Below are 22638 nucleotides of genomic sequence, written 5' to 3'. Positions count from 1 at the left end.
GCATTGCTAAAGCGCCATGAGCGATTTTGTCCTGACAGCCCTGCAATACTACGGCGCCGGCGCCGCCGCGCTCGCCGCCTTCATCCTTTCGCTCAACGTCGGGCGCAAGTGGAGCGGCTTTGCCTTCGTCATCTTCGTCACCAGTTCGATTGCGCTGATCGCCTGGGGTTTTCTCGACGATGATGCCGAGGGGATCGGCGTGCAGAACGTGATCCTGCTCGTGATCAACTGCGTGGGCGTCTATCGCTATCTTCTGTCGGGCCACTGGAAGGACAAGGAGCGGGCCGCCTAGCCCCGCACTAGCCCCGCAGTCGATCCCGGCGCCCGCGCTAGCGGGCCATCAAGCGCATCGGCACGGTGGCCGTGACGCACAGGCCTTCCGGCGTCCAGTCATAGTCCAGCGATCCGCCGAGCTGGCGGCCGATGCTCAACTCGATGAGCTTTGCACCGAAACCCTTCTCGGCGTTCTGAGCGATCGCCGGGCCACCCCGCTCCTGCCAGATCATGACGATATCGTCGTCCGCGTGACGCAGGGTCAGGCTGACAGCGCCTTCGTCGGTCGAGAGCGCTCCATACTTGGCCGCGTTCGTCGCCAGCTCGTGAAAGTACAGTGCGAGCGGGGTGGCCGAGCGATCGTCGATCTGGACGTCGGCGCCGCTGATCTCGATACGCATGACCTCGCCGCCCTGATAGGGCTCGAGCAGGGCAGCGAGCATGTCTTGCAGGCTGGTGTAGGCCTTGTGCATGATTTCCTCGCCGCGATGGGTGCGCACGAAATCGTGCGCGCGCCCCAGCGCGAGGACCCGGGCTTGCAACTCGCTGCCCTTTTCGCGGATTTCCGGCGCGCCGCGCAATGTCATGCTGATCAGCCCGCCGATGACCGCGAAGATGTTCTTGATCCGATGATTGAGCTCGCGTGAGAGAATTTCGAGCCTCTCGGCCGACTCGCGCTGCTCGTGGATGTCGGTGCAGGTCCCGATCCAGCGAGATGGCCTCCCGTCCTCGCGGAGCATCGGCATCCCGCGCGCCAGTACCCAGCGATGCTCGCCGTCGGCATGGCGCAGGCGATATTCGGTCTCGTAGAGTTGCCCGGCGTCGGTCGCCTCGCGCCAGGCGAGACTGGTATGCGCGCGATCGTCGGGATGCACGTGATCGAGCCAGCGCGAGCCTAGGCTTTTTTCCGCGGGCAGCCCGACGAACTCGATCCAGCGACGGTTGAGGTAATCGACGCGGCCCTCCGCATCGGTCATCCAGACGAGTTGCGGCATCGCATTGCTGAGAAATTCGAAGCGCTGCTGAAGCTCCGTGATCCGATTGCTCGAGGATCGCGCGAAGTCCTCGCTCGAGCTCTCTTCGCGCGCCTTTTCGAGCAGGCCCATCGCCGCGATCGACAGCGTTTCGAGCCCTTCGCGCTGTTCGGGCGTCAGATCGCCGCGAGCCTCGGTATCGATGACGCAAAAGCTGCCGAGCGGCATGCCTTCCGCCGAGACGAGAGGCTGGCCTGCGTAGAAGCGAATGCCCGGCTGGCCGGTTACCAGCGGGTTATCGCGAAATCGCGCATCAATGGTGGCGTCGGGCACGATCATCGCGTCGTCGCGCAACATCGCATGGGCGCAGAAAGACCAGTCGCGCGGCGTTTCAAGCAATTCGGTGCCGCTTCTTCCGACGAAGACCTGCCGGTCCTGTTCGACGATCGAGACAAGCCCGACCGGAGCCTTGCAGATTTGCGCGGCGAGGCGCGCGAACCGGTCGAGCTGGCTCTGAAGGTCGGGGGCGGCGCGCGGATAGCGCGCGAGAACCTCCAGACGAGCTTGCTCGCCCGGGGTTTCGTTATTTCGTGTGTCGCGCTTGGTCACGCACACCACGCAATGGTTTCAGGCATCACGCGGCGCACGTAGCCGAACTGTCAGACCGCGCCAACCGCGTGTTCGCCTGCTTCCTCGTTTTCGATCGGCTTTCCGGCGAGCAGCTTGACCTTGCCCTTGACCGACATGTCCGAAACCCAGACTTCCGAATCCGCGATTTCGAACCGCAGCATCATCACGCTGGGATCGTTCTTGCCGTCCGGGAACCACGATTCAACGACATTGCTCCAGTGCTTGTCGCGGATCGCGGAGTCGGTTTCCTCGATGAGCGTTCCCGACAGGCAGGCGAACACGTCGTGGCCCTTGGCGGCGATCTGACCCATGGCCTTGCCGCCGTTGGCGATGCGGTTGTCGCGCTTGCAGAAGAACCAGATCTCGTGATGCGCGTCCTTGTCGAGCAGCGCCGTCATCGGCTCCGCGTGCTCCACGGAGCCTTCGAGCCGCATCATGACGAAGGGGCTGTCGGCGAAGGCCTTCCAGAACGTTTCGCGGGTTTCCTTGTCCATGGTGAATCTCCTCGAAATTCTCTTTGCTATCGGGATTCAAACGCAGAATTATCGGCGACGTTCCAGGCCGCCCGCGACCACGGCTCTGCCGGTCAGACCTGTCGTGCCGTCTCGGCGGCGAGCCGCAGGTCTTCGACCAGTTCGGCGTAGGCGCGATCGGCGGCGGCGGCGTCCGGAAGCCGCAGGACGTACGAGGGGTGCCAGGAAACAAGCCCGGTGCCCTCGGCGAGCCGCACGGGCCGGCCCCGCATCTTGCCGATCGCACCCGACTTGCCGGTGACGCCGCGCAGCGCGGTGGCGCCGAGCATCACTACCGCACGCGGCCGCACCAGACCGATCTCCCGGTCGAGCCACCAGCGGCACTGGTCGATTTCGGCCGCGTCGGGCTTCTGGTGAAGGCGGCGCTTGCCGCGCATGACATATTTGAAGTGCTTGACCGCGTTGGTGACGTAGACCTCGCCGCGTCCGATCCCCGCCTCGGAAAGCGCTCGATCGAGCACGTGCCCGGCGGGACCGACGAAGGGCCTTCCGGCCCGATCTTCCTCGTCGCCCGGCTGTTCGCCGACGAGCATTAGCCGCGCATCGGCCGGACCTTCGCCGAACACGCAGCCGCTGGTGCCTTTCCACAAGGGGCAGCGCCGGCACCCGCGCGCTTCCTCGGCCAGCGCCGCGAGCGAGACGGGGCGCTCTTCGGCTCGCGGCACGGACTGCTCGATCATGCGGGCCTCGCGTCCTTGCGCCGAGGCGATGAGAGGTGCGATCAGGTCGGCCTCGGGCAGGTTCTTCCAGTATTTGCGCGGCATCTCCTTGACCATCGCGCCGACCTTGAGCCGCGCGGGATTGAAGATCGCGGCGTAGTAGGCCTTCCATGCCTCCTCGAAAGCATCGTCGCCGGGGCTTTGCGGGCGTTCGGCGCCGGGGCTTTCGGTCAGCGCGGCGCCGTCCCAATGGACCGACAACTCGGGCGTGAGGATCGACCAACGCATCTGCGCGAAGCGGCGCACGAAAAAGCCTGCGTTGGCGCGCACGATATGGTGCTCGGGCTCGAACCAGGCGACGAAACGCGAGGCGCCGTCTTCGGTCTCGATTTCACGGAACCGCAGGAAGGCGCGCATCTTGTGAATGTCGCGGCGCACTGCCTTGGCCATGAGTTCGACACGGCGGACCAGCGGGTCGGCGTGGTCGGACAGCAGTCCGGGATGGTGGGTGACCTGCCAGAGCAGGCGATAGAGCAACGCGAAGCGCTCGGGGTCGGAATGGAGGATCGCCGTCTCGGCCAAATCGACGAAAGCGCGGGGCACGCGCAGCTCAACTTGCGGGGGAGGGGGCAGCTCCTGCCCGGCAGCGAAGAGATCGTCGGCGCTGTCAGCCGCGTGCCATACGATGTCTTCGGGCGGGACCTCGGCGGCGAGAAGGCGGCGCGCGGCGTCGCGCCAACCTTCCCAGTCGTCTTCGCGCTCCAGGCGTACGGCGCGCGGAGCAGTGGCCCCGCGCGCCTCCGCGAGTGGGGCGTCAGTCGCGTTCATCGCCCGGCTTGTCTTCCTCGGCCATCGCCAGTTCCTTGGGCTTGCGGCTCTCGAAGACCTCGGCAATCTTGGCTTCCGCCTTCGCGCTCAGCGACTTGGCGGCTTCGGGGAACATCTCTTCCTCTTCCTCGTCGATGTGGTGGAGATAGCGGTGGCGCATCTCCTTGAACTTGGTGAGCCAGGCGCCCGAGCTCATGTCGATTTCGAGCAGCTCGCCGAGGAAATCGTCGATCTCCTTGTGCTCGGAAACCGAGTGGCGGGCCTCGTCGCGCAGGTCCGGTTGGGCGAGCATGGTCGCATAGAGCGATTCTTCCTCGGCGGCGGCGTGGGCCTGCAGTTCCTTGCGCAGATCCTCGAACAGCGTCTTGCGCTCGTCGCTGGCGCCATGCGTCTCCGCGATCCTTTCGAGCATCTCGCGGTGCCGGTCGTGGTCGGTCTTCAGGTCTTCGAAAATGCGTGCATCTGCCATGCTGAATGTCTCCTCTGTTGCCAGGAAAAACGGTTCATCGCGGGGGTGGTTCCGGGGCTGCCCAAAGGTTCACCGCGCGAACAGCTCGAGTTGTTCGGCGCGCGGGGTGAGCAGGGTGCGAAGATCGGCGCGGTCGGTGTACCGGCTTGGCCGCCAGTCCGCCGTGACGATGAAGGGCCGGACCTTGGCGATCGACGAGGTGAGTCGCGCGAGATCTTCGAGCCGTAGCTTGCGGTAGCGTCGCACGGACAGGATCATCTTCACCGCCTTGGTGCCGAGGCCGGGCACGCGCAGCAGTTGCTCCTTCTCGGCGCGATTGACGTCGACCGGGAAGCCGGCGCGAAACTTGAGCGCCCAGGCAAGCTTGGGGTCGATGTCGAGCGGCAGCATGCCGTTCTCGCTGGCATCGCCGATCTCGTGCGGATCGAAGCCGTAAAAGCGGATCAGCCAGTCGGACTGGTAGAGCCGGTGCTCGCGCATCAGCGGCGGACGCTTGAGCGGCAGCACTGCGCTCGCATCGGGGATCGGCGAGAAGGCCGAATAGTAGACGCGGCGCATGCCGTAGGCGGTGTAGAGCCCCGCGGCGCGCTCGATGATCTGGCTGTCGGTCGCGGCATCGGCGCCGACGATCATCTGCGTCGACTGGCCCGCCGGCGCGTATTTCGGCGCAGAGCGGAAGTGCTTCGACGCGTCGCGGGCCTCGACGATCGACCGTTTCATCCCCGCCATCGCGCCGGTGATGCGGGCGGCGGACTTGTCGGGCGCGAGGCGGTGCAGCGCGGTATCGGTCGGCAGCTCGATGTTGATCGAGACACGGTCGGCCCACAGTCCCGCCTGCGCGACCAGATCGGGATCTGCGTCGGGAATGGTCTTGAGGTGGATGTATCCCTTGAAGCCGTGATCCTCGCGGAGACTGCGCGCGACCTCGACCAGCTCGCTCATGGTATGGTCGGGGCTGCGGATGATACCCGAGGAGAGGAAGAGCCCCTCGATATAGTTGCGGCGGTAAAAACCGAGCGTCAGATCGACTACCTCGTGCACGCTGAACGCGGCGCGGCGCACGTTCGAACTCTTGCGATTGATGCAATAATGGCAGTCGAACTGGCAGTAGTTGGTCAGCAGGATCTTGAGCAGCGAGATGCAGCGACCATCGGGCGCATAGGCATGGCAGATGCCCATGCCCTCGGTCGAACCGATCCCGCCCTTGCGGCTGTCGCGCCGGGCGGTACCCGAGGAGGCGCACGAGGCGTCATACTTCGCCGCGTCCGCAAGGATTTCGAGTTTCCGCCTGAGGTCGAGATGCGCCATAAGTTCTATATATGTTCCGTTCGGCTCGCTTGTCGATTGCCCCAAGGGGAACTCTGTGGAGTAAGCCGACAACCTGTGAGGTTCCCATGCGTTTCTCCGTGCGAACAAGCACTTGGATACGGACAGCCGATGGCGAAGCTTCATTACGTCGATGACGATCTGGCAGGAATCACGCGCCGCAAGGTGCGCGGCGGGAAGTGGGCCTATTTCACCCCTGAAGGCGCGCGCATCACCGATCGCGACGAGATCGACCGGCTCAACGCCATCGCCCTGCCGCCCGCCTACGAGAACTGCTGGTTCGCGCCGCGCGCCGATGCGCACCTGCTTGCCTACGGTTATGACGCGGCAGGGCGCAAGCAGTACCGCTACCACCCGGACTATCGCTCCGAGCGAGAGGCGCTCAAGTTCGATCTGTGCCCGCGCTTCGGGCAATCACTGCCCACGCTGCGCAAGCGGGTCGCCGAAGACCTGGCGGGCCGCGGGCTCACGGCCGACCGCGCTATCGCGTCGGTCGTCTCGCTGCTCGACACAGGTGCGATCCGCATCGGCAACGAGTGCTACGCCAGGACCAACAAGAGCTTCGGCGCGACCACGCTGCGCACGCGCCACGCCTCGATCACGCGCAAGCTGCTGCGGCTGCGGTTCAAGGGCAAGTCGGGCAAGTTGCAGGAGATCGATTGCGACGATCCCGCGCTGGTGCGCTGCGTGCGCCGGATGCAGGAATTGCCCGGCCAGCACTTGTTCCAGTATCTCGACGAGGACGGCATGCCGACGCCGGTCCATTCGCACGACGTCAATGCCTATTTGCACGAGACGATGGGCGAGGACTTCACCGCGAAGGACTTTCGCACCTGGGCGGCGAGCGCGATCGCCTTCGGCATGGTCTGGCAGGACCGCGACATCACGTTGAAGGCGCTGATGGCCGAAGTCTCGGACAAGCTGGGCAATACGCCCGCGATCGCGCGCAAGTCCTACGTCCATCCCGACGTGGTGGCCGCGGTCAAGGGCCTCGATGGCGAGCAGCGCATTCTGCCCGAACGACTGCCGCGCAAGACGCGCTGGCTCTCGCGCGAGGAGCGCGGGCTGCTGGCGTTTCTCGAAAGCGAAGAGGGCGAGGCGGTGCTGGCGGCCTAACGCGCGATCATGATGGCACAAGCGTTGGCGCCGCTTATCGCCGCAACCTCGCGATCGCGGACTTCACGTCGCGCAGCGAATAGGGCTTGGTGATGATCGGCACCGATGCGAAACGCCCGGCCGTGAGCGATCGGTCGCCGTAGCCGCTGGCGAGGATGAAGGGCGTGCCGAGTTCGCTGAGCTGTTCTGCGACCGCCTCGCTGGTTTCCTTGCCGAGGTTCACGTCCAGCATCGCAAAGGTCACGCCGCCGTCGTCGATGATCGCGCGCGCGGCCTGGACCGAGCCGACGATCTGGCAGTCGGTGAAGCCGTAGTCGCGCAGGATGTCCTCGGCTTCCATCGCGATGATCACGTTGTCCTCGACGATGAGCGCGGTGCCGGCGAAGAGCGCGGCCTCCAGTTCGCCGGCGTCGGGCGCTTCGTTCTCGCGTGACCGCTCGGTAGCGGTCGGCGTGTCGAACGAGGCGACGTGGCGGTCGGGGATATGAAACGCGGCATGGAGCCCGGATGCGGCGAAATCGACGTCGGCGCGGCCGCCCAGCTCGTGGGGTATCGTGCGCTCGATGATCGTCGAGCCGAACCCGCGATGTGCGGGCGCGCGCACTGGCGGGCCGTCGCTCTCGTGCCAGTCGATCTCGAGCGAGCCGTCCTCGCCGTGGCTGATCGTGACGGTGACCTTGCCGCGCGAATCGGACAGCGCGCCGTACTTGCACGAATTGGTCATGAGTTCGTGGACCACCAGTGCCAGCGTCGTGAAGGCGTTGGGCGCGACCATCGCGTCGGGACCGTGGATTTGCACGCGATCCGCGCTCTCGGTCGCATAGGCCTCGGTCTCGGTCCGGATGAGCTGGTAGAGCGATGAGGGCGACCAGTCGGTGCGCGTCACCTGGTCGTGCGCGCGCGCCAGCGCATAGATGCGGCTGCCGATGATCTCGGCGAACTCATCGATGGTGCTCGCGCCCTCCTTGCTTTGCGACACGAGCCCGCGGATCAGGTTGAGGATATTGCGCACGCGGTGGTTGAGTTCGGCGATGAGCATGTCCTGCCGCTTGGATGCTTCCTCGCGCTCCTGATGCGCGGCGTCGGCGAGGCGCAGTACGACTTCGAGCAGCGTCACGCGCAGCGATTCGGCCGCCTGGATTTCTTCCTCGGTCCAGGGCCGCGAATAGCCGCGCCGCTCTTCCCGCCAGATATCGAAGCTCTTGCGCGGAGTCAGGCGGGCGCCGTTGGGGCCGAGCTCGACCGCCTTTTCCGGATTGCCGGCCCAGTGCACCTCGCGCAGCAGCTCCTTGCGGAAGAGCACGATATAGTCGCGCGGCGTTCGCGAGACGGGCAGGGCGAGCAACCCGGCCGCCTGGTCGAGCCATTCCTTCGCGGGCTCGTGCAGCGCGCCGATGTTGTCGGTGGACCAGACGGTGCTCGCGCCCGCGGTGTTGAGGAAGCGGGCGAGCTTTTCGAACTGCGCCTGGCTTGGCGTCGAGCCGCGCTGGAGGAATTGGCCGTCGACCCAACCGATCACACCGTCGAAGGGCACCACGTCCTGGATCGATTCGCCGAATTCGCCGAAGGCGTCGAGCATGTTGCCGCCGCCGGCGACGCGCGCCATGATCTCGTCGTGCAGCCGCATCGACTGCCCGCGCATGGCATAGGCATGGTCGCTTTCCTTCTGCTCGAGCAGATACGAGAAGAACTCGCCGAACAGCTCCGCCGCCGTACGCACCGAATACGACAGGTTCAGCGGCGCATAGTGATGGCACGCCATCAGCCCCCAGAGCTTGCCGCGCCGCATGATCGAGACCGACATCGAGGCTTTTACCCCCATGTTTCGCAAGTATTCGATGTGGATCGGCGATACCGCGCGCAGCCCGCTCATCGACAAGTCGAGCGGAGCGCCGTCTGGATTCGTCGCGGGGACGATCGGCACGGTCGGATCATCGACGTCGCTGATGATGCGCAGGATGTTGCGGGCATAAAGCCGCCGCGCCTGCGCGGGGATGTCCGAGGCGGGGAAATGCAGGCCCTTGAAGCTGTCGACCCCGCCGTTGAGGCTCTCTGCGACCACTTCGCCGGCGCCGCTCGCCTCGAAGCGATAGACCATCACCCGGTCGAACCCGGTCAGCCCGCGCAAGTGGCGCGCGGCGCTCTGGCAAAGCCCCTCGAGGCTTTGCGACTTGCGCATCCGGTCGATCATCGGGCGCACGTAGCTGACGTAGTCGCGCCGCCGCCCGCTCTCGCTGCGCTCGATCTCGAGCACGAACGAACGGCCCGACGTGTGGATCGCGATGTCGAAGGCGCGCCCGTCGTTGTGCAGGTCCACCTCGAACAGGCGCTCGACCGAATCGCCGTTGCCGAGCACTTGCAGGCGAGTCCGGATGTCGTGGATCGCGCTTGCCGCTATGAACTGCGTCACCGGCTGGCCGACGATGTCGGTCGCGTTCGTTCCGAACAGTTCGTCGCAGTTGGTGGAGACGTGGTTGACGATCCAGTCGCTCGAACAGGCGATAAGCCAGCCAAAGCTCTGGATACGGTCGATGACGTGGATCGGTTCGAGATCGCACGTCGACAGGTCCACCTGATGAAGTTCGTCGGCCACCCCTGCTTTATCCTTGGTTCGCGCGCGCGCTCGCGGCGAAAGCCCGCTCGAACGTCGCGAAGGCCGCGAGGGCACTGGCCACGCTGGTCCGGGCATCTGCGGCGGCGGGCTCCGTCTTCAGCCGCGCGGCGAGGTCCTTCCACAGCACCAGGCCGGTCTGGTCTTCCATGTACTGCGAGGGCAGGCCGTTCGCGCGCCCCCAATAGCCGTTGCGGCTGATCGCGGCGAGCCCGAGGCGCGAGCCGGTGACGACATAACCCAGACCCGCCCCGCCGACGGCGCCGGTCGCTTCGACGCGCGGCAGGTCCGCGGTCTCCTCGCCGAGTTCGGCAAGATCGGCGCGCAGCATCGCCGGGAAGTCCGGACACGAGAGCCCGAGCGTGGTCTCGATGTATGCGCGGTAGTCCGCGAACATCGGCGCGAGGCCGATGGCGTGGGCGCGAAGGAAGCGCACGTAATCGTCGCGGTCGGCGATATCGAGGGAGCCGAAGGACGCGTCGAGCGACGCATGCGCATCCGCAGTCGCATCGCGAAGTGCCTTCAACAAGGTTTCAAAATTGAACTGATTCACGTCACCCCGCCAGATAGCTCCGAAGCCGTACCGTGTCCGACAGTCGAACAACGGCGCCGTATGCGGGCTCTTTTCCGTAAAAACACCCGCCCACACTTTTGTTCCGGACCGGTCAAGGTCCGATGGCGGCGAACTGGCGTGAATAGCCGTCTTGTCGCGGTTCGTCTGCTCACTTGTGACCACAGGCGGAACAATAATTCGCTGCGTCGGTTTTTCGGGGCGGTCCCTGTTCCCCCCGGCGGCGGGCTCATCCTCAATAATGGACGAGGTGTCGATGATCGAAGGCAGTAATCTGTTGGACGCGCTGCACCCGTCCGATCGGGCGGTTCTCGATCCCCTCTTGCGCGAGTGCGTCTTTGGAGCCGGAAACACGCTCTACGAGCCCGGCGACCTGGTCGATCATTGCTATTTCCCGAGGGGATCGGCGATCGGCTCGTTCTTCGTCCTGCTCGACGGCGGGACGGTCGTCGAAACGACCATGATCGGCCGCGAAGGCGCGCTCGGCGGAATCGTCAGCGACGGCTGCATGCCTGCCTTCGCCCGGTCCAACGTCATGCACAAGGGCAGCTTCTACCGGATCGCCACCGCGGACCTCAATCGCGCGAAGACGGATTCGGAAGGCATCCGCAATCTGTTCGCGCGCTACGCCGATTGCCTGATGGCGCAGGTGTTCCAGTCGATCGCCTGCAACGCCTCCCACACGATCGAACAGCGCGCCGCGAAATGGCTGACGGGGGCGGTCCAGCGCACCGGCGAAATGGACGTCTCGATGACACAGGAGCAACTGGCCTCGATGATGGGCATCGGCCGCAGCTACGCGAGCCGCGTGATCCAGCGCTTCAAGCGTGACAGCCTGCTGCGCACCCGGCGCGGCGGCATCGTCGTGCAGGACCTTGAGGGTCTGCTCGACCGGGCCTGCTCGTGCAACGATCACGTAAAGCGGCATTTCGAACTGGTGCTGGGCGGCGTCTACCCCGCCTGATGCCGCTTGCCGGAGCAGGGCCGAGAGCCGCATTGCGGGGCCCGGCACCGGTTTGGCGCGGATATCTTTTTGCCAATGCCCGCCGACTCTCACTGGCCATCGGCACCCGCTTGCCTTAATAGACAGGGGTGTTGGATAAGGATGACTTCCTCGCAAGGAAGTCCGGCGCAGCCGATGGAGAGAGATACGGTGAACAAACCAGAGACATTCAAGCCGGCGAACATCACCGCGCAGGATATGGACCAGGAACTGCTCGTCACCTATCCGGTCGAGGCGTTCCTTAGCCGCGAATATCTCGAGGCCGAAAAAACCCACCTCTGGCCCAGGATCTGGCAAATGGTCGAGCGCGAGAGCGACCTTCCCAATCCGGGCGACTGGCTCACCTACAACGTCGCCGATGAATCGATCGTCGTGCTGCGCAAGGACGACGGCACGCTCAAGGCATTCCACAACGTCTGCCCGCATCGCGGGCGGCAGCTCGTGTCGGTGCCGGACATGCTGCCCGGAAAGGTCCATTCGGTGCGCGGCAGCAACCGCAAGTCCTTCGTCTGCGGCTTCCACGGCTGGACCTTCGACAGCGACGGGAACAACACCTTCATTCTCGATCCGCAGGACTGGGACAACCGGCTCACGCCCGAGATGACCTGCCTTTCGGAGGTCAAGGTCGATACCTGGAATGGCTTCATCTACATCAACATGGACCCCGACGCGGTTTCGCTGAAGGAGTGGATGGGGCGCGCGGGGGAAATTCTCGGCGCCTACGAAATGGACAAGATGAGCTACAAGTGGCGGCAGTGGGCGATCTATCCGTGCAACTGGAAGACCGCGATCGAGGCTTTTCTGGAGCCCTATCACGTCGCCGGCACGCATACCCAGCTTCTCGCTTACGGGGACTACTACGCGCTGTCCAAGCAGTATGGCCTGCATTCGGTTTCGAGCTACGACACGCGCGACGACAAGTTCAAGATGAACGAGAGCGCCGGCACGACGCGCGCTGGCAAGGGAGACGATCCGCGCGTCTCGACCTACGAGCTGATCCGCGAGAACTACGAGACGATCAACTATTCGGCCTCGACCGAAAGCCTCGTCAACGCTGCGAGCCGCCTCAAGGACGAGTTGCCCGAAGGGGTGAGTCCGCAGGAATGCATCGCCTACTGGCTCAAGATCGCCAAGGAAGCCGATGCCGAGCGCGGCGTGACCTGGCCAGAGATTCCTGAGGACGTGATGAAGGAGACGGGGCTCGCCTGGGGCCTGTTCCCCAACCAGAACATCCTGCACGGACCGACCTTCGCGCTATGCTATCGCGTGCGGCCCTATGGCGACGATCCCAACAAGTGCATCTTCGAAAGCTATGCGCTCGAGCGTTTCCCCGAAGGCGAGGCGCCCGAGACCGAATGGGTCTATGCCGATCCCACCGGCGAGAACTGGGGCTCGGTGCTGGCGCAGGACTTCTCGAACATGGAGTTCGTGCAGAAGGGGATGAAGTCCTCCGGATTTCGTGGCCCGCTGCCCAATCCGCACCAGGAGCAGAAGGTCATCAATCTCCACCGCAACCTTGCCGAGTTCATGCAAGGCCGCGGCGCGCCGAGCCTGCTCGACGCCTGAGCCCTTCCGCGGGCCGAAGCGCCGGGCCGCCGGGACGGGGCGCCCCGGCATGGTCGCCCGGTCTTGTGGTCCGGTTTCGGTCCGGCGTGGTCAGTGCAGGCGCAGCGAACAGTCGCGGGAAAGCGCGAGCGGGGACTTCGTCGTCTCCGAGGCGGCCTCGGCAAGCGCCTGTGCCAGCGCGCTGATCGTCGCGAGCGTGAGCGTGGGAGCGGCCGCGCTCTGCTCGTGCTCGACGCCGGGCAGGACCACGGTCGCCATGCAGCCGCCTTGCCCGCTTCCCGAAACCATGTAGGCCACCGAATCGAGCATCGCGAGCAAGGCGCTGTCGAGCGCCTGCGCCTCGATCAGCGCTTCGAGCCTCGGCTGACTGGCGGGGCGCAGCCCCTCGATCAGCTCGGTCTCGGGCGCCTGATAGAGCAATTCGTTGAATTCGCGCAGCCGGTCCGCCTCCTGCTCGGCCGGGGAGCCGAGACAAGCAAGCGATAGCTCGTCCAGTTGCCCGAGCCATTCACCGCGCGCCATTGCACAGTGCAACATGTCAGCCATTGCGTGCCTCTTTCGCCGCTGCCTATCACTTTGGATAGTGGTATGCCTGTGCGTTTAGCAAAATCGTAATCAGCCCTCGGGGTTTCCCCATAGATTCGAAATTGTGTCGACCCGCGGGTCCATTCCTGCTGCGCTGCGACATTCGCGCTTGGCCTCGACGGCGAGGCGTGTAACGATCCCGGTCCGTGAGCCAGTTCGCTTCCCTCATCGTGCCCGCCATCGCGCTCCTCGCGGCGGGTCTGGCGGCGGGCTTTGCCGGCGGACTGTTCGGGATTGGCGGCGGCTTCGTCGTCGTGCCCGCGCTCGTGATCCTGCTGCCCCTGCTCGGCGCCGCGCCGGGGCAAGTGACCCACGTCGCCATCGGCACGTCGCTGGCGACGATCATCTTCACCTCGCTGCGATCGGTCACCGCCCACGCGCGCCGCGACGCGGTCGACTTTTCGGTGCTCAGGAGCTGGGCGCCATGGGTGGCGGCCGGGACGGTCGGCGGCATCCTGCTGGCCGACCAGGTATCGGGCCGCGCCCTGGCGGTCATCTTCGGGGCGGGCGTGCTGATCTTCGCGGCCTACTTCCTGATGCCGGAACGCCTCGATCGGCGGACGTTCGCGGCCATGCCGAGCGGCGCGGTGCGGATCAGCCTCGCGAGCGGGCTCGGCCTGCTCTCGGCGCTGCTGGGGATCGGCGGCGGCACGATCGCCACGCTGGTGATGACGAGCTGCGGCACGCCGATCCACCGCGCGATCGGCACGGCCTCGGGCATGGGCGCGGTGATCGCGCTGCCGGGCATGATCGGCTTCATTGCGATCGGGCAGGGCGAAGCAGGGCTCCCCTGGGGCTCGCTCGGCTTCGTCAATCTGCCCGCCGCGCTCGCGATCGTGTGCGCGGCGCTGGTTTCGGCGCCGTGGGGCGTGAGCGCGGCGCACCGGCTGAGCCCGTCGCTGCTGCGTACGGTCTTTGGCGCCTATCTCGTCGTGGTCGGAGTGACGATGATCGCCAATCGCTGAATGTGAAATCGCCAAAGGGGGTTAGAATGGATATCAACCGCAGGGTGTTCATGGCCGGAACCGCCGCCGCGACCGGGCTCATCGCGGGCGGACCGGGGCGGGCGGTGGAGAAGCCCGCCGGTGCTTCGGACTATTTCGGCCCCGGCCCCGGCGAGGCGCTGCTCAGTCGCAACGAGAATCCCTACGGCCCCGCGCCGAGCGCGCTCAGCGCGATTTCGCAATGCGCCAGCAAGGGCTGCTATTACGCCGACAAGGGCGTCGAGAAGCTGAGCGCGATGATCGCCGAGCGCCATGGCGTGCGCAAGGAGCAGGTCGTCCTCGGTTCGGGCTCTACCGAGATCCTCTGCGCGGTCGCGCTCGCCTGGGGCCGCAGCGGCATGATCGTCTGCCCCGACCTGTTCTGGGATACCACGGTGCTCTATGGCGAGCGGCAGGGCGCCAAGTCGCTGCGCGTGCCGCTCAAGGCAGACATGAACGTCGATCTGGCGGCGATGGACGCGGCCACGGGCGAGGGTGTCTCGCTCGTTCACATCTGCAATCCCAACAACCCGACCGGCATGCTCGTCGATCCTGCGGGGATGCGTACGTTCGCCGAGCGGATCACGCCCAAGGCCACCCTGCTGGTCGACGAGGCCTACAACGAACTGACCGACAATCCCGCCGCCAACACGGTGGTCGATCTCGTCAAGGAGGGGAAGGACATCATCGTGTGCCGCACCTTCTCGAAGATCTACGGCATGGCGGGGATGCGCGTGGGCTATGCGATCACGAGCGAGAAGAACGCGGCGCGCATCCGCGGCTACCTGATGAGCTTCGGCGGCAACGTCTCGGGCCTTGCCGCCGCGATCGGCTCCTACGACGACGCCGGCTTTCTCGAACGCTCGAAGGCGATGGTGCGCGAGGGGCGCGAGATGATCCTGGCCGCGGTCAAGTCGGCGGGGCTCACCGCGCTGCCGTGCGAAACGAACTTCGTCTTCGTCGAGGTGCCCGATGCCGACGCCGTGAAGGCGGCGATGGCGCAGCGCGGCATCGCGATCCGTGGCGCCTACGGCACGTGGAAGCAGTATTCGCGGGTCAGCACCGGCAAGCTGGAGGACGTGCGGCGCTACGCAGAAGCGCTGCCGCAGGTCATCGACGGCCTGCGCGGCTAACCGACGACACGACTCTCGCGTTCGCTTTTGTCGCGCGCCGCTGGCCTGATCAGAACGCCTCGGCGTCCAGCTCCATTATCGAGCCCTTGCCCGCCTTGATCGCGAGGAACGCGGCGGTCGCCTGCGGCAGGATGCGGTCGAAGTAGAAGCGCGCCGTCGTGATCTTGGCCTTGTAGAACGCGGCGTCCTCGGGCGCTTCGGCGAGCCTGGCCTTGGCGAGCAGCGCCGCCTTGGCGAAGCAGTAGCCCATCGCGACGAGCCCCATGAGGCGCGTGTAGTCGGTCGCGGCGGCGGCGGCTTCCTCGGGGTCGGCCATGCCCTTCTGCGCGATCGTCGCGGTCGAGAGCTGAAGCGCACCGAAGGCTTTTTCCAGACCCTCGATCATCTTGCCGAAGGTCTCGTCTTCCTTGTGCGCTGCGATGAAGTCCGCGATCGGGTGGAACAGGCTGCGCAGATAGCGGCCGGTGTGCGCGGGCAGCTTGCGGCCGACGAGGTCGAGCGCCTGGATGCCGTTGGTGCCTTCATAGATCATCGCGATGCGCGCGTCGCGCACGTACTGCTCGACGCCGCTCTCGGCGATGTAGCCGTGGCCGCCGTAGACCTGCACGGAGAGGTTCGCCGCCTCGAAGCCGAGATCGGTGAACAGCGCCTTCACCACCGGCGTCATCAGCGCGATGAAGTCGCCGGCGCGCTGCTTCACTTCGGGATCGGTCGCGTGCTTCTCGGCATCGAGCGCGCGGCTCACCCAGGCGCAGATCGCGCGGCAGCCTTCGTTGTAGGCGCGCGCGGTCATCAGCATGCGGCGCACGTCGGGGTGGACGATGATCGGATCGGCGGGGCCGTCCGGGTTCTTCACGCCCGAGAGCGAACGGCCCTGCAGGCGGTCCTTGGCGTACCACACCGCCGACTGGTAGGCGGCCTCGCCGATGCCGAGGCCCTGCACGCCCACCGAGACGCGCTCGGTGTTCATCATCGTGAACATCGCTTCGAGCCCCTTGTTCGGCTGGCCGACCAGCCAACCGACCGACTCGTCGAAATTGAGCTGGCAGGTGGCCGAGGCCTTGAGCCCCATCTTGTGCTCGATCGCGGCGACCGAGACGCCGTTCGCGGCGCCGGGCGTGCCGTCGTCCTTGGGCAGGTACTTGGGCACCAGGAACAGGCTGATCCCCTTCACCCCCGGCGGCGCGTCGGGCAGCCGCGCGAGGACGAGGTGGATGATGTTCTCGGTGAGGTCGTGCTCGCCGGCCGAGATGAAGATCTTGCCGCCCGAGATCTTGTAGCTGTCGTCACCTTGCGGGACCGCCTTGGTGCGCAGCATGCCGAGGTCGGTGCCGCAGTGCGCTTCGGTGAGGCACATGGTGCCCGACCACGTGCCCTCGATCATCTTGGGCAGATAGGCCTGCTTGAGTTCATCGGAGGCATAGGCCTCGATCGCGGTGGTGCCGCCGTGGGTAAGGCCGGGGTAAAGGCTGAACGAGAGATTGGAGGAGCAGATCATCTCCTCGGTCATCTTGTTGACCACTTCGGGCAGGCCCTGTCCGCCCCATTGGGGATCGGACGCGAGCGCGCACCATCCGCCATCGCGGAACATCTCGTAGGCCTGCTTGAAGCCCTCGGGCGTGCGCACGACGCCGTTCTCGAGCGTGCAGCCCTCGATGTCGCCCGAGCGGTTGAGCGGCAACAGCACTTCCTGCGCCACTTTCGCGGCTTCCTCGAGCACAGCGTCGACCAGATCGGGCGTGAATTCCTCGAGCGCCTCGAGATTGCCGAACCCGTCGTCGGCGTGGAGTTCGTGGATCACGAACTTCATGTCGCGCAAGGGGGCTTCGTAGACCTGCATTGTCACTCTCCTTGGGTCGCCTCGGGGACGCCCGAAATCCTGAAACGGCGGCGCGGTTCGGTGCCGTGCCGCTCCTCGCGCATCAGTTGCGCAGCGGCTTGCCGGTGTCGAGCATATGTTCGACGCGCGCCATGGTGCGCGGGTCGCGCACGCGCTGCATGAAGGTTTCGCGCTCGAGCTTGAGCAGGTCCTGCTCACTGACGGTATCGACGAGATCGGCATCGCCGCCCGACAGCACGCGCGCGAGCGAGTCCGAGACGACGAGATCGTAATCGGTCGCCAGGCCGCGCTTGTGGAAGCCCTCGGCCGCCATGCCGAGCGCGACGTGGCCGCTCTCGCCGGGAAGCTTGAACTCGGGCGGAGCGGGCGGCGCATAGCCCTCGACCAGCGAGAGCGCCTTGCGCTTGGCGTCGTGCAGCAGCCGGTCGCGGTTCATGGTGATGCCGTCGCTAGGGCGCAGCACCATCATTTCCATGGCCTGAGCGGCCGATTTCGAGACCGTGGCGGTCGAGACCGTCTCGAAGACCTTCGCGACCGCAGGCATGGGGCCTTGCGGCATGCCCTTGGCGCCGCGCCAGCGGTCGATCATCTCGCCGTTGCCGCCCCACCCGGGGATCAGCCCGACGCCGCATTCGACGAGGCCGGTGTACAGCTCCGCGTGCGCCTGGATCGCATCGCAATGGAGCAGGATCTCGCAGCCGCCGCCGACCGCGAGCCCGGCGGGCGCGCCGACCACTGGGAAGGGCGCGTACTTGAGGCCCTTGTAGGCCATCTGCCCGCCCATCACGAGCTTTTCGATCTCGCCCCATGCGGCGATGTTGACGCCGAACATGGCGAGGCCGAGATTCGCGCCGGCCGAGAAGCTGTCGGCGTCGTTGTAGACGACGAGCGCCTTGTACTTGTCCTTCACCAGCGGGATGGCCTGGACGATGAGCTTCATCACCTCGCCGTCGAGCGCGTTCATCTTGCCGGTGAACTCGAGGCAGACGACACCGTCGCCCACGTCCCACAGCGCCGCCGAGGCGTTCTTGAGCAGCGGTGTTCCGGTGAGCTTGACGTCCGCCAGGCGCATGACGCCCTCGGGCCGGACGATGTCGTGGTATTCGCCGTCGGTGCCGAGATTCTGGCGCTTGCCGTCCGCGACCCGGTAGAACGGCCTTTCGCCCGCCGTGCGCAGGATTTCGGGAACCGGCCGGCCCTCGGCCTCGAGGCGCTCGGCAAGCCAGGCCGCGCCCAGCTTGTCGATCATCTCGAAGGGCCCGGCCTTCCAGTTGTAGCCCAGCTTCATCGCGTCATCGATCGCGACCACCGTGTTGGCGGCGGCGGGCACAAGCGCGGCGGCATAGGCGAGGGTGCCGCCAAGCACGGCCCAAGCATAGTCGCCGACCTTGCCCTTCGCCTGCACCAGAGCGCGCAGATCGCCGCGTGCGGCCGCGCCGGAAGGCGCGCTACGCGGCGCGATCTTCTCGCGATAGTGGCCCGAATCGAGGTCGATCGATTCCTTGCGGCGACCCATTTCCTTGTTGAGCCGGTAGAATCCGCCCTTGCCCTTGCGGCCGGTGTAGCCCTCGCCGATCATCTTCTCAATCAGCGGAATGTCGCGCGCGATCGCGTGGTAGGGGTCGTCGGCCGGCAGGGTCGAGGTGAGGCTCTGCTTGAGGTGCGGCATCAGGTCGATGCCGACGAGGTCGACGAGGCCGAAGATGCCGGTCTTGGGCACGCCCATCGGCTTGCCTGCAATCGCGTCGGCTTCCTCGACGGTGAGGCCGAGGTCCATCGCCGAATTGATCCCGAGCTGGATCCAGTACGTGCCGATGCGGTTGGCGATGAAGCCCGGCGTATCCTTGGCGCGCACGACGGTCTTGCCCATCGCGACGTCGGCGAAACGCTCGACCCGGTCGGCCAGCGCCGTGTCGGTCTCGGGCCCGGTGACGATCTCGAGCAGGCGCATGTAGCGCGGCGGGTTGAAGAAGTGGGTGATCAGGAAATCGCGCTTGAACGCGTCCGAGCGGCCCTCGACGAGGTTCGCCAGCGGAATCGTCGAGGTGTTCGACGAGACCGCGCAGCCGTCCTTCTTCACTGCCTCCAACTTTTCGTAGAGGCCCTGCTTGATGTCGAGCCGTTCGATCACCGCCTCGACCACCCAGTCGCACTCTCCGACCTTGTCGAGGTGATCCTCGATGTTGCCGGTCTCGACCAGCCTGGCCGCGCGCGCCGACATGAAGGGGGCAGGCTCGGTCTTGAGCATGCGCTTAACCGCGCCCTCGGCGATGGCGTTGCGATTGTCGCCCTCCTTCGGGACGATGTCGAGCAGCACCACCGGGATTCCGGCATTGGCGACTTGCGCGGCGATGCCGGCGCCCATCGTGCCGGCGCCGATCACGCAAACCTTGTTGATGGCGGGCACGTCACTCATTCCGCCGCCTCCAGCACCGTGGCGACGCCTTGGCCGCCGCCGATGCACTGGGTGGCGAGCGCATACCTGCCGCCTTCACGCTTGAGCAGCGAGGCCGCCTTGCCAACGATGCGCGCGCCGGTCGCGCCGAGCGGATGGCCCAGCGCGATCGCGCCGCCATCGATGTTGGTCTTGGCGGCGTCGAGGCCGAGGTCGCGCATGCAGGCGATCGCCTGGCTGGCGAAGGCCTCGTTGAGTTCGACCACGGCGAGATCGCTCGTGGAAATTCCCGCGCGCGCAAGCGCCTTGCGGCTCGATTCGATCGGGCCGAGGCCCATCGTCTCGGGCGCGCAGCCCGAGATCGCGACCGACTTGACGCGGGCGAGGATCGGCAGCCCGTGTGCCCTGGCATAGTCTTCGGTCGTGACAAGGACGGCACTGGCGCCGTCAGTGAGGGGAGAGGAGGTCCCGGCGGTTACAGTGCCGTCCTTGTCGAACGCAGGCTTGAGCGCAGCGAGATCGTCTGCACTCGTGCCTGCGCGGATCGTGCCGTCCTGGCTGACGGTGCCGTCCCGGGTCTCGATCGGAACGATTTCGTCGGCAAAACGGCCCGCGTCACGCGCCGCGGCGGCGCGCTTGTGGCTCTCGGCGGCGAGCGCTTCCTGTTCGGCGCGCGGTATCTGATACTTGGTGGCAACGTTCTCGGCCGTCTCGCCCATGCTCATGTAGACTGCGCTCTTCTGCGCGAGTTGGGGATTGGGCAGCGGATTGTAGCCCATCATCGGCACGCGGCTCATCGATTCGACGCCCGCGCAGATGAACGCCTCACCCGCGCCGACCGCGATCTGGCCCATGGCGATGTGGATCGCGCTCATCGAGGAGCCGCAGAAGCGGTTGACGGTCATCCCGCCGACCGAGAGCGGCAGGTCGGCAAGCAGGCCGATCAGGCGGGCGACGTTCAGGCCCTGCTCGCCCTCGGGAAAGGCGCAGCCCAGGATCAGGTCCTCGATGCCGGCGGGATCGACGCCGGTGCGCGCGATCAGGCCGCGGATCACTTGCGCGGCCAGGTCGTCGGGGCGGACCCTGGCGAGAGCGCCCTTGTTGGCCGGGTGAAAGGGGGAGCGGGCGAAACCCGCGATGACGACGCTTTGCATGCAAACTCTCCACAATCGGCCGGCGCGCGATTCAGTTGCCGCCGATCAACTTCCCTTAAGGTGCGATTCTTTCCCTATACGTCAAGCAAATTTTGCGCTAGACCGAGTCCCGACGGTCGATGCGAGCGCTGTGTCCCGCGAAGGAACGGCGGCCCGGACCGGACGGAGAGTGATGAAGGAAAGGTCCCACATGCGATTGGTATTACCCACGGCGCTGGGAATGGTTTCGGCGCTGCTGGCCGCAAGTCCCGCTTTCGCCGACGAAGCGGATTCCGTGATCGGTAAATGGCGCACGCCGTCGAAGAACGGCGTGGTCGAGATCGCGCCGTGCGGCGCCTCGATCTGCGGTCGCCTGATCGATTCCGACAACATTCGGAAGAACCCGGAGCTGCGCGACACCGAGAACAAGGACGAGTCGAAGCGCGGCCGCAAGCTCAAGGGTCTGATGATCCTGTCGGGCTTCGAGCGCGACGACGGCAAGTGGACGGGAGGGTCTGTCTACAACCCCGAGGACGGCGGCACCTACAAGGGCACGATCACGCCGACCGGGGCCAACTCGCTCAAGCTCAAGGGCTGCATCGTCTGGCCGCTCTGCAAAACGCAGACCTGGAAACGCATTCGCTGATCAGCCGTTTGGATTCGTAGAACAAGAAGAAAAGCATACCGGAGAGAAGTCGTATGAAGTCTTACAAAGACCGTATCCTCGCGGGCGCGGCGGTCGCCGCTGCCGGGCTGGGATTTTCGACAGTCGCGAGCGCCCAGGCGTTCTACCTTCAGGAGCAGTCGGTTCGCGGCCAGGGCCGCGCCTTTTCGGGCGAGGCGGCTGATACCGGGGTCGAATCGATCTGGTGGAATCCCGCCGCGATCGGCGGCATCGAAGGCGGCGAAGCCAGCGTCCATGTCAGCGCGATCGTCCCGCGCGGGAAAGTGGTCGACGAGGGCTCGGTGATCGTCCGTCCGGGATCGGCGCCCGCGCCGGTCGGCGGAAATCCGGTGGCCAAGAACCCGATCAACAACGGCGTCTTGCCTTCGGGCGCGGTCGCTTACGGATTCGGAAAGGTGGCGGTCGGCCTCGCGGTGAGCGCGCCGTTCAATTTCACCACCAACTACGCCGAGGATAGCTGGGTCCGCTACACCGCGGACAAGACCAAGCTGCGGACCTTCGACATCCAGCCCACCGTCGCGGTCATGGTTACCCCCGAGTTGAGCATCGGCGGCGGGCTCAACGTCGAATATGTCGATGCCAGCCTCGGTAACTATCTGCCCCAGCTCGCGCCGGGCCTGCCCGACGGGCACCAGACGCTCGCGGGCGATGGCTGGGACGTGGGCTGGTCGGTCGGCGCGCAGTATCGCGGCGGCCCGGTCACACTTGGCCTTGCCTACAAGTCGAGCGTCGATCACACGCTCAAGGGCGATGTCACAACCGAAGGACTGCTCGGTCCGCTCGCGGCGCAGAACAGTGTGGTCGCGACCAAGGCGAAGTTCAGCACGCCCTGGCAGGCGATCGGCAGCGTTCGCGTCAAGGCGACCCCGCAACTCACGCTCAATGCCCAGGCCGTGCGCTACGGCTGGGGCGAGTTCGACGCGATCCGCCTCGGTTCGCCGCTCAACACCGAGCTTCCCGAGAACTACAAGGATAGCTGGAGCTTCGCGTTCGGCGCCGATTACGATGTCTCGCCCCAGTGGACGGTGCGCGGCGGCGTCCAGTATGGCGAAACCCCGACGCGGGACGGCAACCGCGACGCGCGCGTGCCCGATTCCGACCGGTGGAATTTCTCGGCCGGCACGAGCTATGCAATGAGCGATGCCTTCACCATTGACGCAGCGGCGAGCTACATCAGCTTCAAGGACGCTCCGATCGACCGTCCGACCGCCGCCTACGCCGGCACTCCGGCGCAGACGCCGGTCCTGGTCGACGGCGAGCTTCGCGACGCGTCGGCGCTGGTCTTCTCGCTCGGCGCGCGGGTGCGGTTCTGATGGGGGCCGCGG

Annotated in this window: 19 protein-coding genes; 8 read left to right on the top strand and 11 right to left on the bottom strand. The window is 66.0% G+C overall.

Going from position 1 to position 22638, the window contains the following annotated elements:
• Positions 1-16: 16 nt before the first annotated feature.
• Positions 17-292, top strand: coding sequence for a hypothetical protein (locus B2G71_RS06135; RefSeq protein WP_098104826.1), 276 nt, complete (start codon positions 17-19; stop codon positions 290-292).
• A 37-nt stretch (positions 293-329) separates the two neighbouring features.
• On the opposite strand, the gene B2G71_RS06130 is transcribed toward B2G71_RS06135, so the two are convergent.
• From B2G71_RS06130 to B2G71_RS06110, 5 genes are all read right to left on the bottom strand, one after another.
• Positions 330-1856, bottom strand: coding sequence for a PAS domain-containing protein (locus B2G71_RS06130; protein WP_168176279.1), 1527 nt, complete (start codon positions 1854-1856; stop codon positions 330-332).
• 50 nt (positions 1857-1906) lie between these two features.
• Positions 1907-2371, bottom strand: a complete 465-nt coding sequence (locus B2G71_RS06125; RefSeq protein ID WP_098104824.1) for a pyridoxamine 5'-phosphate oxidase family protein — start codon at positions 2369-2371, stop codon at positions 1907-1909.
• A 92-nt stretch (positions 2372-2463) separates the two neighbouring features.
• Positions 2464-3897 carry a UdgX family uracil-DNA binding protein gene (locus B2G71_RS06120; RefSeq protein WP_098104823.1) on the bottom strand — a complete coding sequence of 478 codons (1434 nt, stop codon included), beginning with the start codon at positions 3895-3897 and terminating at the stop codon, positions 2464-2466.
• On the bottom strand, positions 3884-4366 hold the full coding sequence (locus B2G71_RS06115; RefSeq protein WP_098104822.1) for a hemerythrin domain-containing protein: 483 nt from the start codon (positions 4364-4366) through the stop codon (positions 3884-3886). The genes B2G71_RS06120 and B2G71_RS06115 overlap by 14 nt, the downstream gene beginning before the upstream one ends.
• A 69-nt stretch (positions 4367-4435) precedes the next feature.
• Positions 4436-5674 (bottom strand): putative DNA modification/repair radical SAM protein, encoded by a 1239-nt coding sequence (locus B2G71_RS06110; protein ID WP_098104821.1) that lies wholly within the window; start codon positions 5672-5674, stop codon positions 4436-4438.
• Positions 5675-5803: 129 nt separating this feature from the next.
• Here B2G71_RS06110 and B2G71_RS06105 point away from each other — a divergent pair, with 129 nt between their 5' ends.
• Entirely contained in the window at positions 5804-6808 is a 1005-nt protein-coding gene (locus B2G71_RS06105; protein WP_098104820.1) for a DNA topoisomerase IB, read from the top strand.
• Positions 6809-6842: 34 nt separating this feature from the next.
• On the opposite strand, the gene B2G71_RS06100 is transcribed toward B2G71_RS06105, so the two are convergent.
• Entirely contained in the window at positions 6843-9401 is a 2559-nt protein-coding gene (locus B2G71_RS06100; RefSeq protein ID WP_098104819.1) for an HWE histidine kinase domain-containing protein, read from the bottom strand.
• A 7-nt stretch (positions 9402-9408) separates the two neighbouring features.
• A complete protein-coding gene (locus B2G71_RS06095) occupies positions 9409-10155 on the bottom strand; it encodes a biliverdin-producing heme oxygenase (RefSeq protein ID WP_240530023.1) in 747 nt (248 codons plus the stop codon).
• A 91-nt stretch (positions 10156-10246) separates the two neighbouring features.
• Here B2G71_RS06095 and B2G71_RS06090 point away from each other — a divergent pair, with 91 nt between their 5' ends.
• Both B2G71_RS06090 and B2G71_RS06085 read left to right on the top strand, forming a co-directional pair.
• Entirely contained in the window at positions 10247-10954 is a 708-nt protein-coding gene (locus B2G71_RS06090; RefSeq protein WP_240530022.1) for a Crp/Fnr family transcriptional regulator, read from the top strand.
• 189 nt (positions 10955-11143) lie between these two features.
• Positions 11144-12559, top strand: coding sequence for an aromatic ring-hydroxylating dioxygenase subunit alpha (locus tag B2G71_RS06085; RefSeq protein WP_240530021.1), 1416 nt, complete (start codon positions 11144-11146; stop codon positions 12557-12559).
• A gap of 90 nt (positions 12560-12649) precedes the next feature.
• Here the strand turns inward: B2G71_RS06085 and B2G71_RS24035 are convergent, their stop codons facing one another.
• Entirely contained in the window at positions 12650-13105 is a 456-nt protein-coding gene (locus B2G71_RS24035; RefSeq protein WP_168176278.1) for a hypothetical protein, read from the bottom strand.
• Positions 13106-13290: 185 nt separating this feature from the next.
• Here B2G71_RS24035 and B2G71_RS06075 point away from each other — a divergent pair, with 185 nt between their 5' ends.
• Both B2G71_RS06075 and B2G71_RS06070 read left to right on the top strand, forming a co-directional pair.
• Positions 13291-14109, top strand: coding sequence for a sulfite exporter TauE/SafE family protein (locus B2G71_RS06075; protein ID WP_098104816.1), 819 nt, complete (start codon positions 13291-13293; stop codon positions 14107-14109).
• A gap of 26 nt (positions 14110-14135) precedes the next feature.
• Positions 14136-15260, top strand: coding sequence for a histidinol-phosphate transaminase (locus B2G71_RS06070; protein WP_240530020.1), 1125 nt, complete (start codon positions 14136-14138; stop codon positions 15258-15260).
• Positions 15261-15309: 49 nt separating this feature from the next.
• On the opposite strand, the gene B2G71_RS06065 is transcribed toward B2G71_RS06070, so the two are convergent.
• From B2G71_RS06065 to B2G71_RS06055, 3 genes are all read right to left on the bottom strand, one after another.
• Positions 15310-17100 (bottom strand): acyl-CoA dehydrogenase C-terminal domain-containing protein, encoded by a 1791-nt coding sequence (locus B2G71_RS06065; protein WP_098104815.1) that lies wholly within the window; start codon positions 17098-17100, stop codon positions 15310-15312.
• An 82-nt stretch (positions 17101-17182) separates the two neighbouring features.
• Positions 17183-19516 (bottom strand): 3-hydroxyacyl-CoA dehydrogenase/enoyl-CoA hydratase family protein, encoded by a 2334-nt coding sequence (locus B2G71_RS06060; RefSeq protein WP_098104814.1) that lies wholly within the window; start codon positions 19514-19516, stop codon positions 17183-17185.
• Complete coding sequence (locus tag B2G71_RS06055; RefSeq protein WP_098104813.1) at positions 19513-20649, bottom strand: thiolase family protein; 1137 nt, start codon at positions 20647-20649, stop codon at positions 19513-19515. Before B2G71_RS06055 ends, B2G71_RS06060 begins: the two co-directional genes overlap by 4 nt.
• Positions 20650-20839: 190 nt before the next feature.
• On the opposite strand from B2G71_RS06055, the gene B2G71_RS06050 reads away from it, so the two are divergent.
• On the top strand, positions 20840-21274 hold the full coding sequence (locus tag B2G71_RS06050) for a DUF2147 domain-containing protein (RefSeq protein ID WP_098104971.1): 435 nt from the start codon (positions 20840-20842) through the stop codon (positions 21272-21274).
• Between the two features lie 53 nt (positions 21275-21327).
• Entirely contained in the window at positions 21328-22626 is a 1299-nt protein-coding gene (locus B2G71_RS06045) for a porin (protein ID WP_098104812.1), read from the top strand.
• The last annotated feature ends 12 nt before the right edge of the window (positions 22627-22638 follow it).

The organism is Novosphingobium sp. PC22D (genome assembly GCF_002556635.1).
GTDB lineage: Bacteria > Pseudomonadota > Alphaproteobacteria > Sphingomonadales > Sphingomonadaceae > Novosphingobium.
The sequence above is the reverse complement of the archived record's forward strand: the minus strand, read 5'-3'. Positions and strand labels throughout refer to the sequence as shown.

Excerpts from the sequence above, each read along its gene's own strand:
- B2G71_RS06115 (WP_098104822.1), bottom strand. The coding sequence starts at position 4,366 with ATGGCAGATGCACGCATTTTCGAAGACCTGAAGACCGACCACGACCGG.
- B2G71_RS06070 (WP_240530020.1), top strand. The coding sequence starts at position 14,136 with ATGGATATCAACCGCAGGGTGTTCATGGCCGGAACCGCCGCCGCGACC.
- B2G71_RS06110 (WP_098104821.1), bottom strand. The coding sequence starts at position 5,674 with ATGGCGCATCTCGACCTCAGGCGGAAACTCGAAATCCTTGCGGACGCG.
- B2G71_RS06065 (WP_098104815.1), bottom strand. The coding sequence starts at position 17,100 with ATGCAGGTCTACGAAGCCCCCTTGCGCGACATGAAGTTCGTGATCCAC.
- B2G71_RS06060 (WP_098104814.1), bottom strand. The coding sequence starts at position 19,516 with ATGAGTGACGTGCCCGCCATCAACAAGGTTTGCGTGATCGGCGCCGGC.
- B2G71_RS06120 (WP_098104823.1), bottom strand. The coding sequence starts at position 3,897 with ATGAACGCGACTGACGCCCCACTCGCGGAGGCGCGCGGGGCCACTGCT.
- B2G71_RS06105 (WP_098104820.1), top strand. The coding sequence starts at position 5,804 with ATGGCGAAGCTTCATTACGTCGATGACGATCTGGCAGGAATCACGCGC.
- B2G71_RS06090 (WP_240530022.1), top strand. The coding sequence starts at position 10,247 with ATGATCGAAGGCAGTAATCTGTTGGACGCGCTGCACCCGTCCGATCGG.
- B2G71_RS06050 (WP_098104971.1), top strand. The coding sequence starts at position 20,840 with ATGCGATTGGTATTACCCACGGCGCTGGGAATGGTTTCGGCGCTGCTG.
- B2G71_RS06135 (WP_098104826.1), top strand. The coding sequence starts at position 17 with ATGAGCGATTTTGTCCTGACAGCCCTGCAATACTACGGCGCCGGCGCC.
- B2G71_RS06055 (WP_098104813.1), bottom strand. The coding sequence starts at position 20,649 with ATGCAAAGCGTCGTCATCGCGGGTTTCGCCCGCTCCCCCTTTCACCCG.
- B2G71_RS06045 (WP_098104812.1), top strand. The coding sequence starts at position 21,328 with ATGAAGTCTTACAAAGACCGTATCCTCGCGGGCGCGGCGGTCGCCGCT.
- B2G71_RS06125 (WP_098104824.1), bottom strand. The coding sequence starts at position 2,371 with ATGGACAAGGAAACCCGCGAAACGTTCTGGAAGGCCTTCGCCGACAGC.
- B2G71_RS24035 (WP_168176278.1), bottom strand. The coding sequence starts at position 13,105 with ATGGCTGACATGTTGCACTGTGCAATGGCGCGCGGTGAATGGCTCGGG.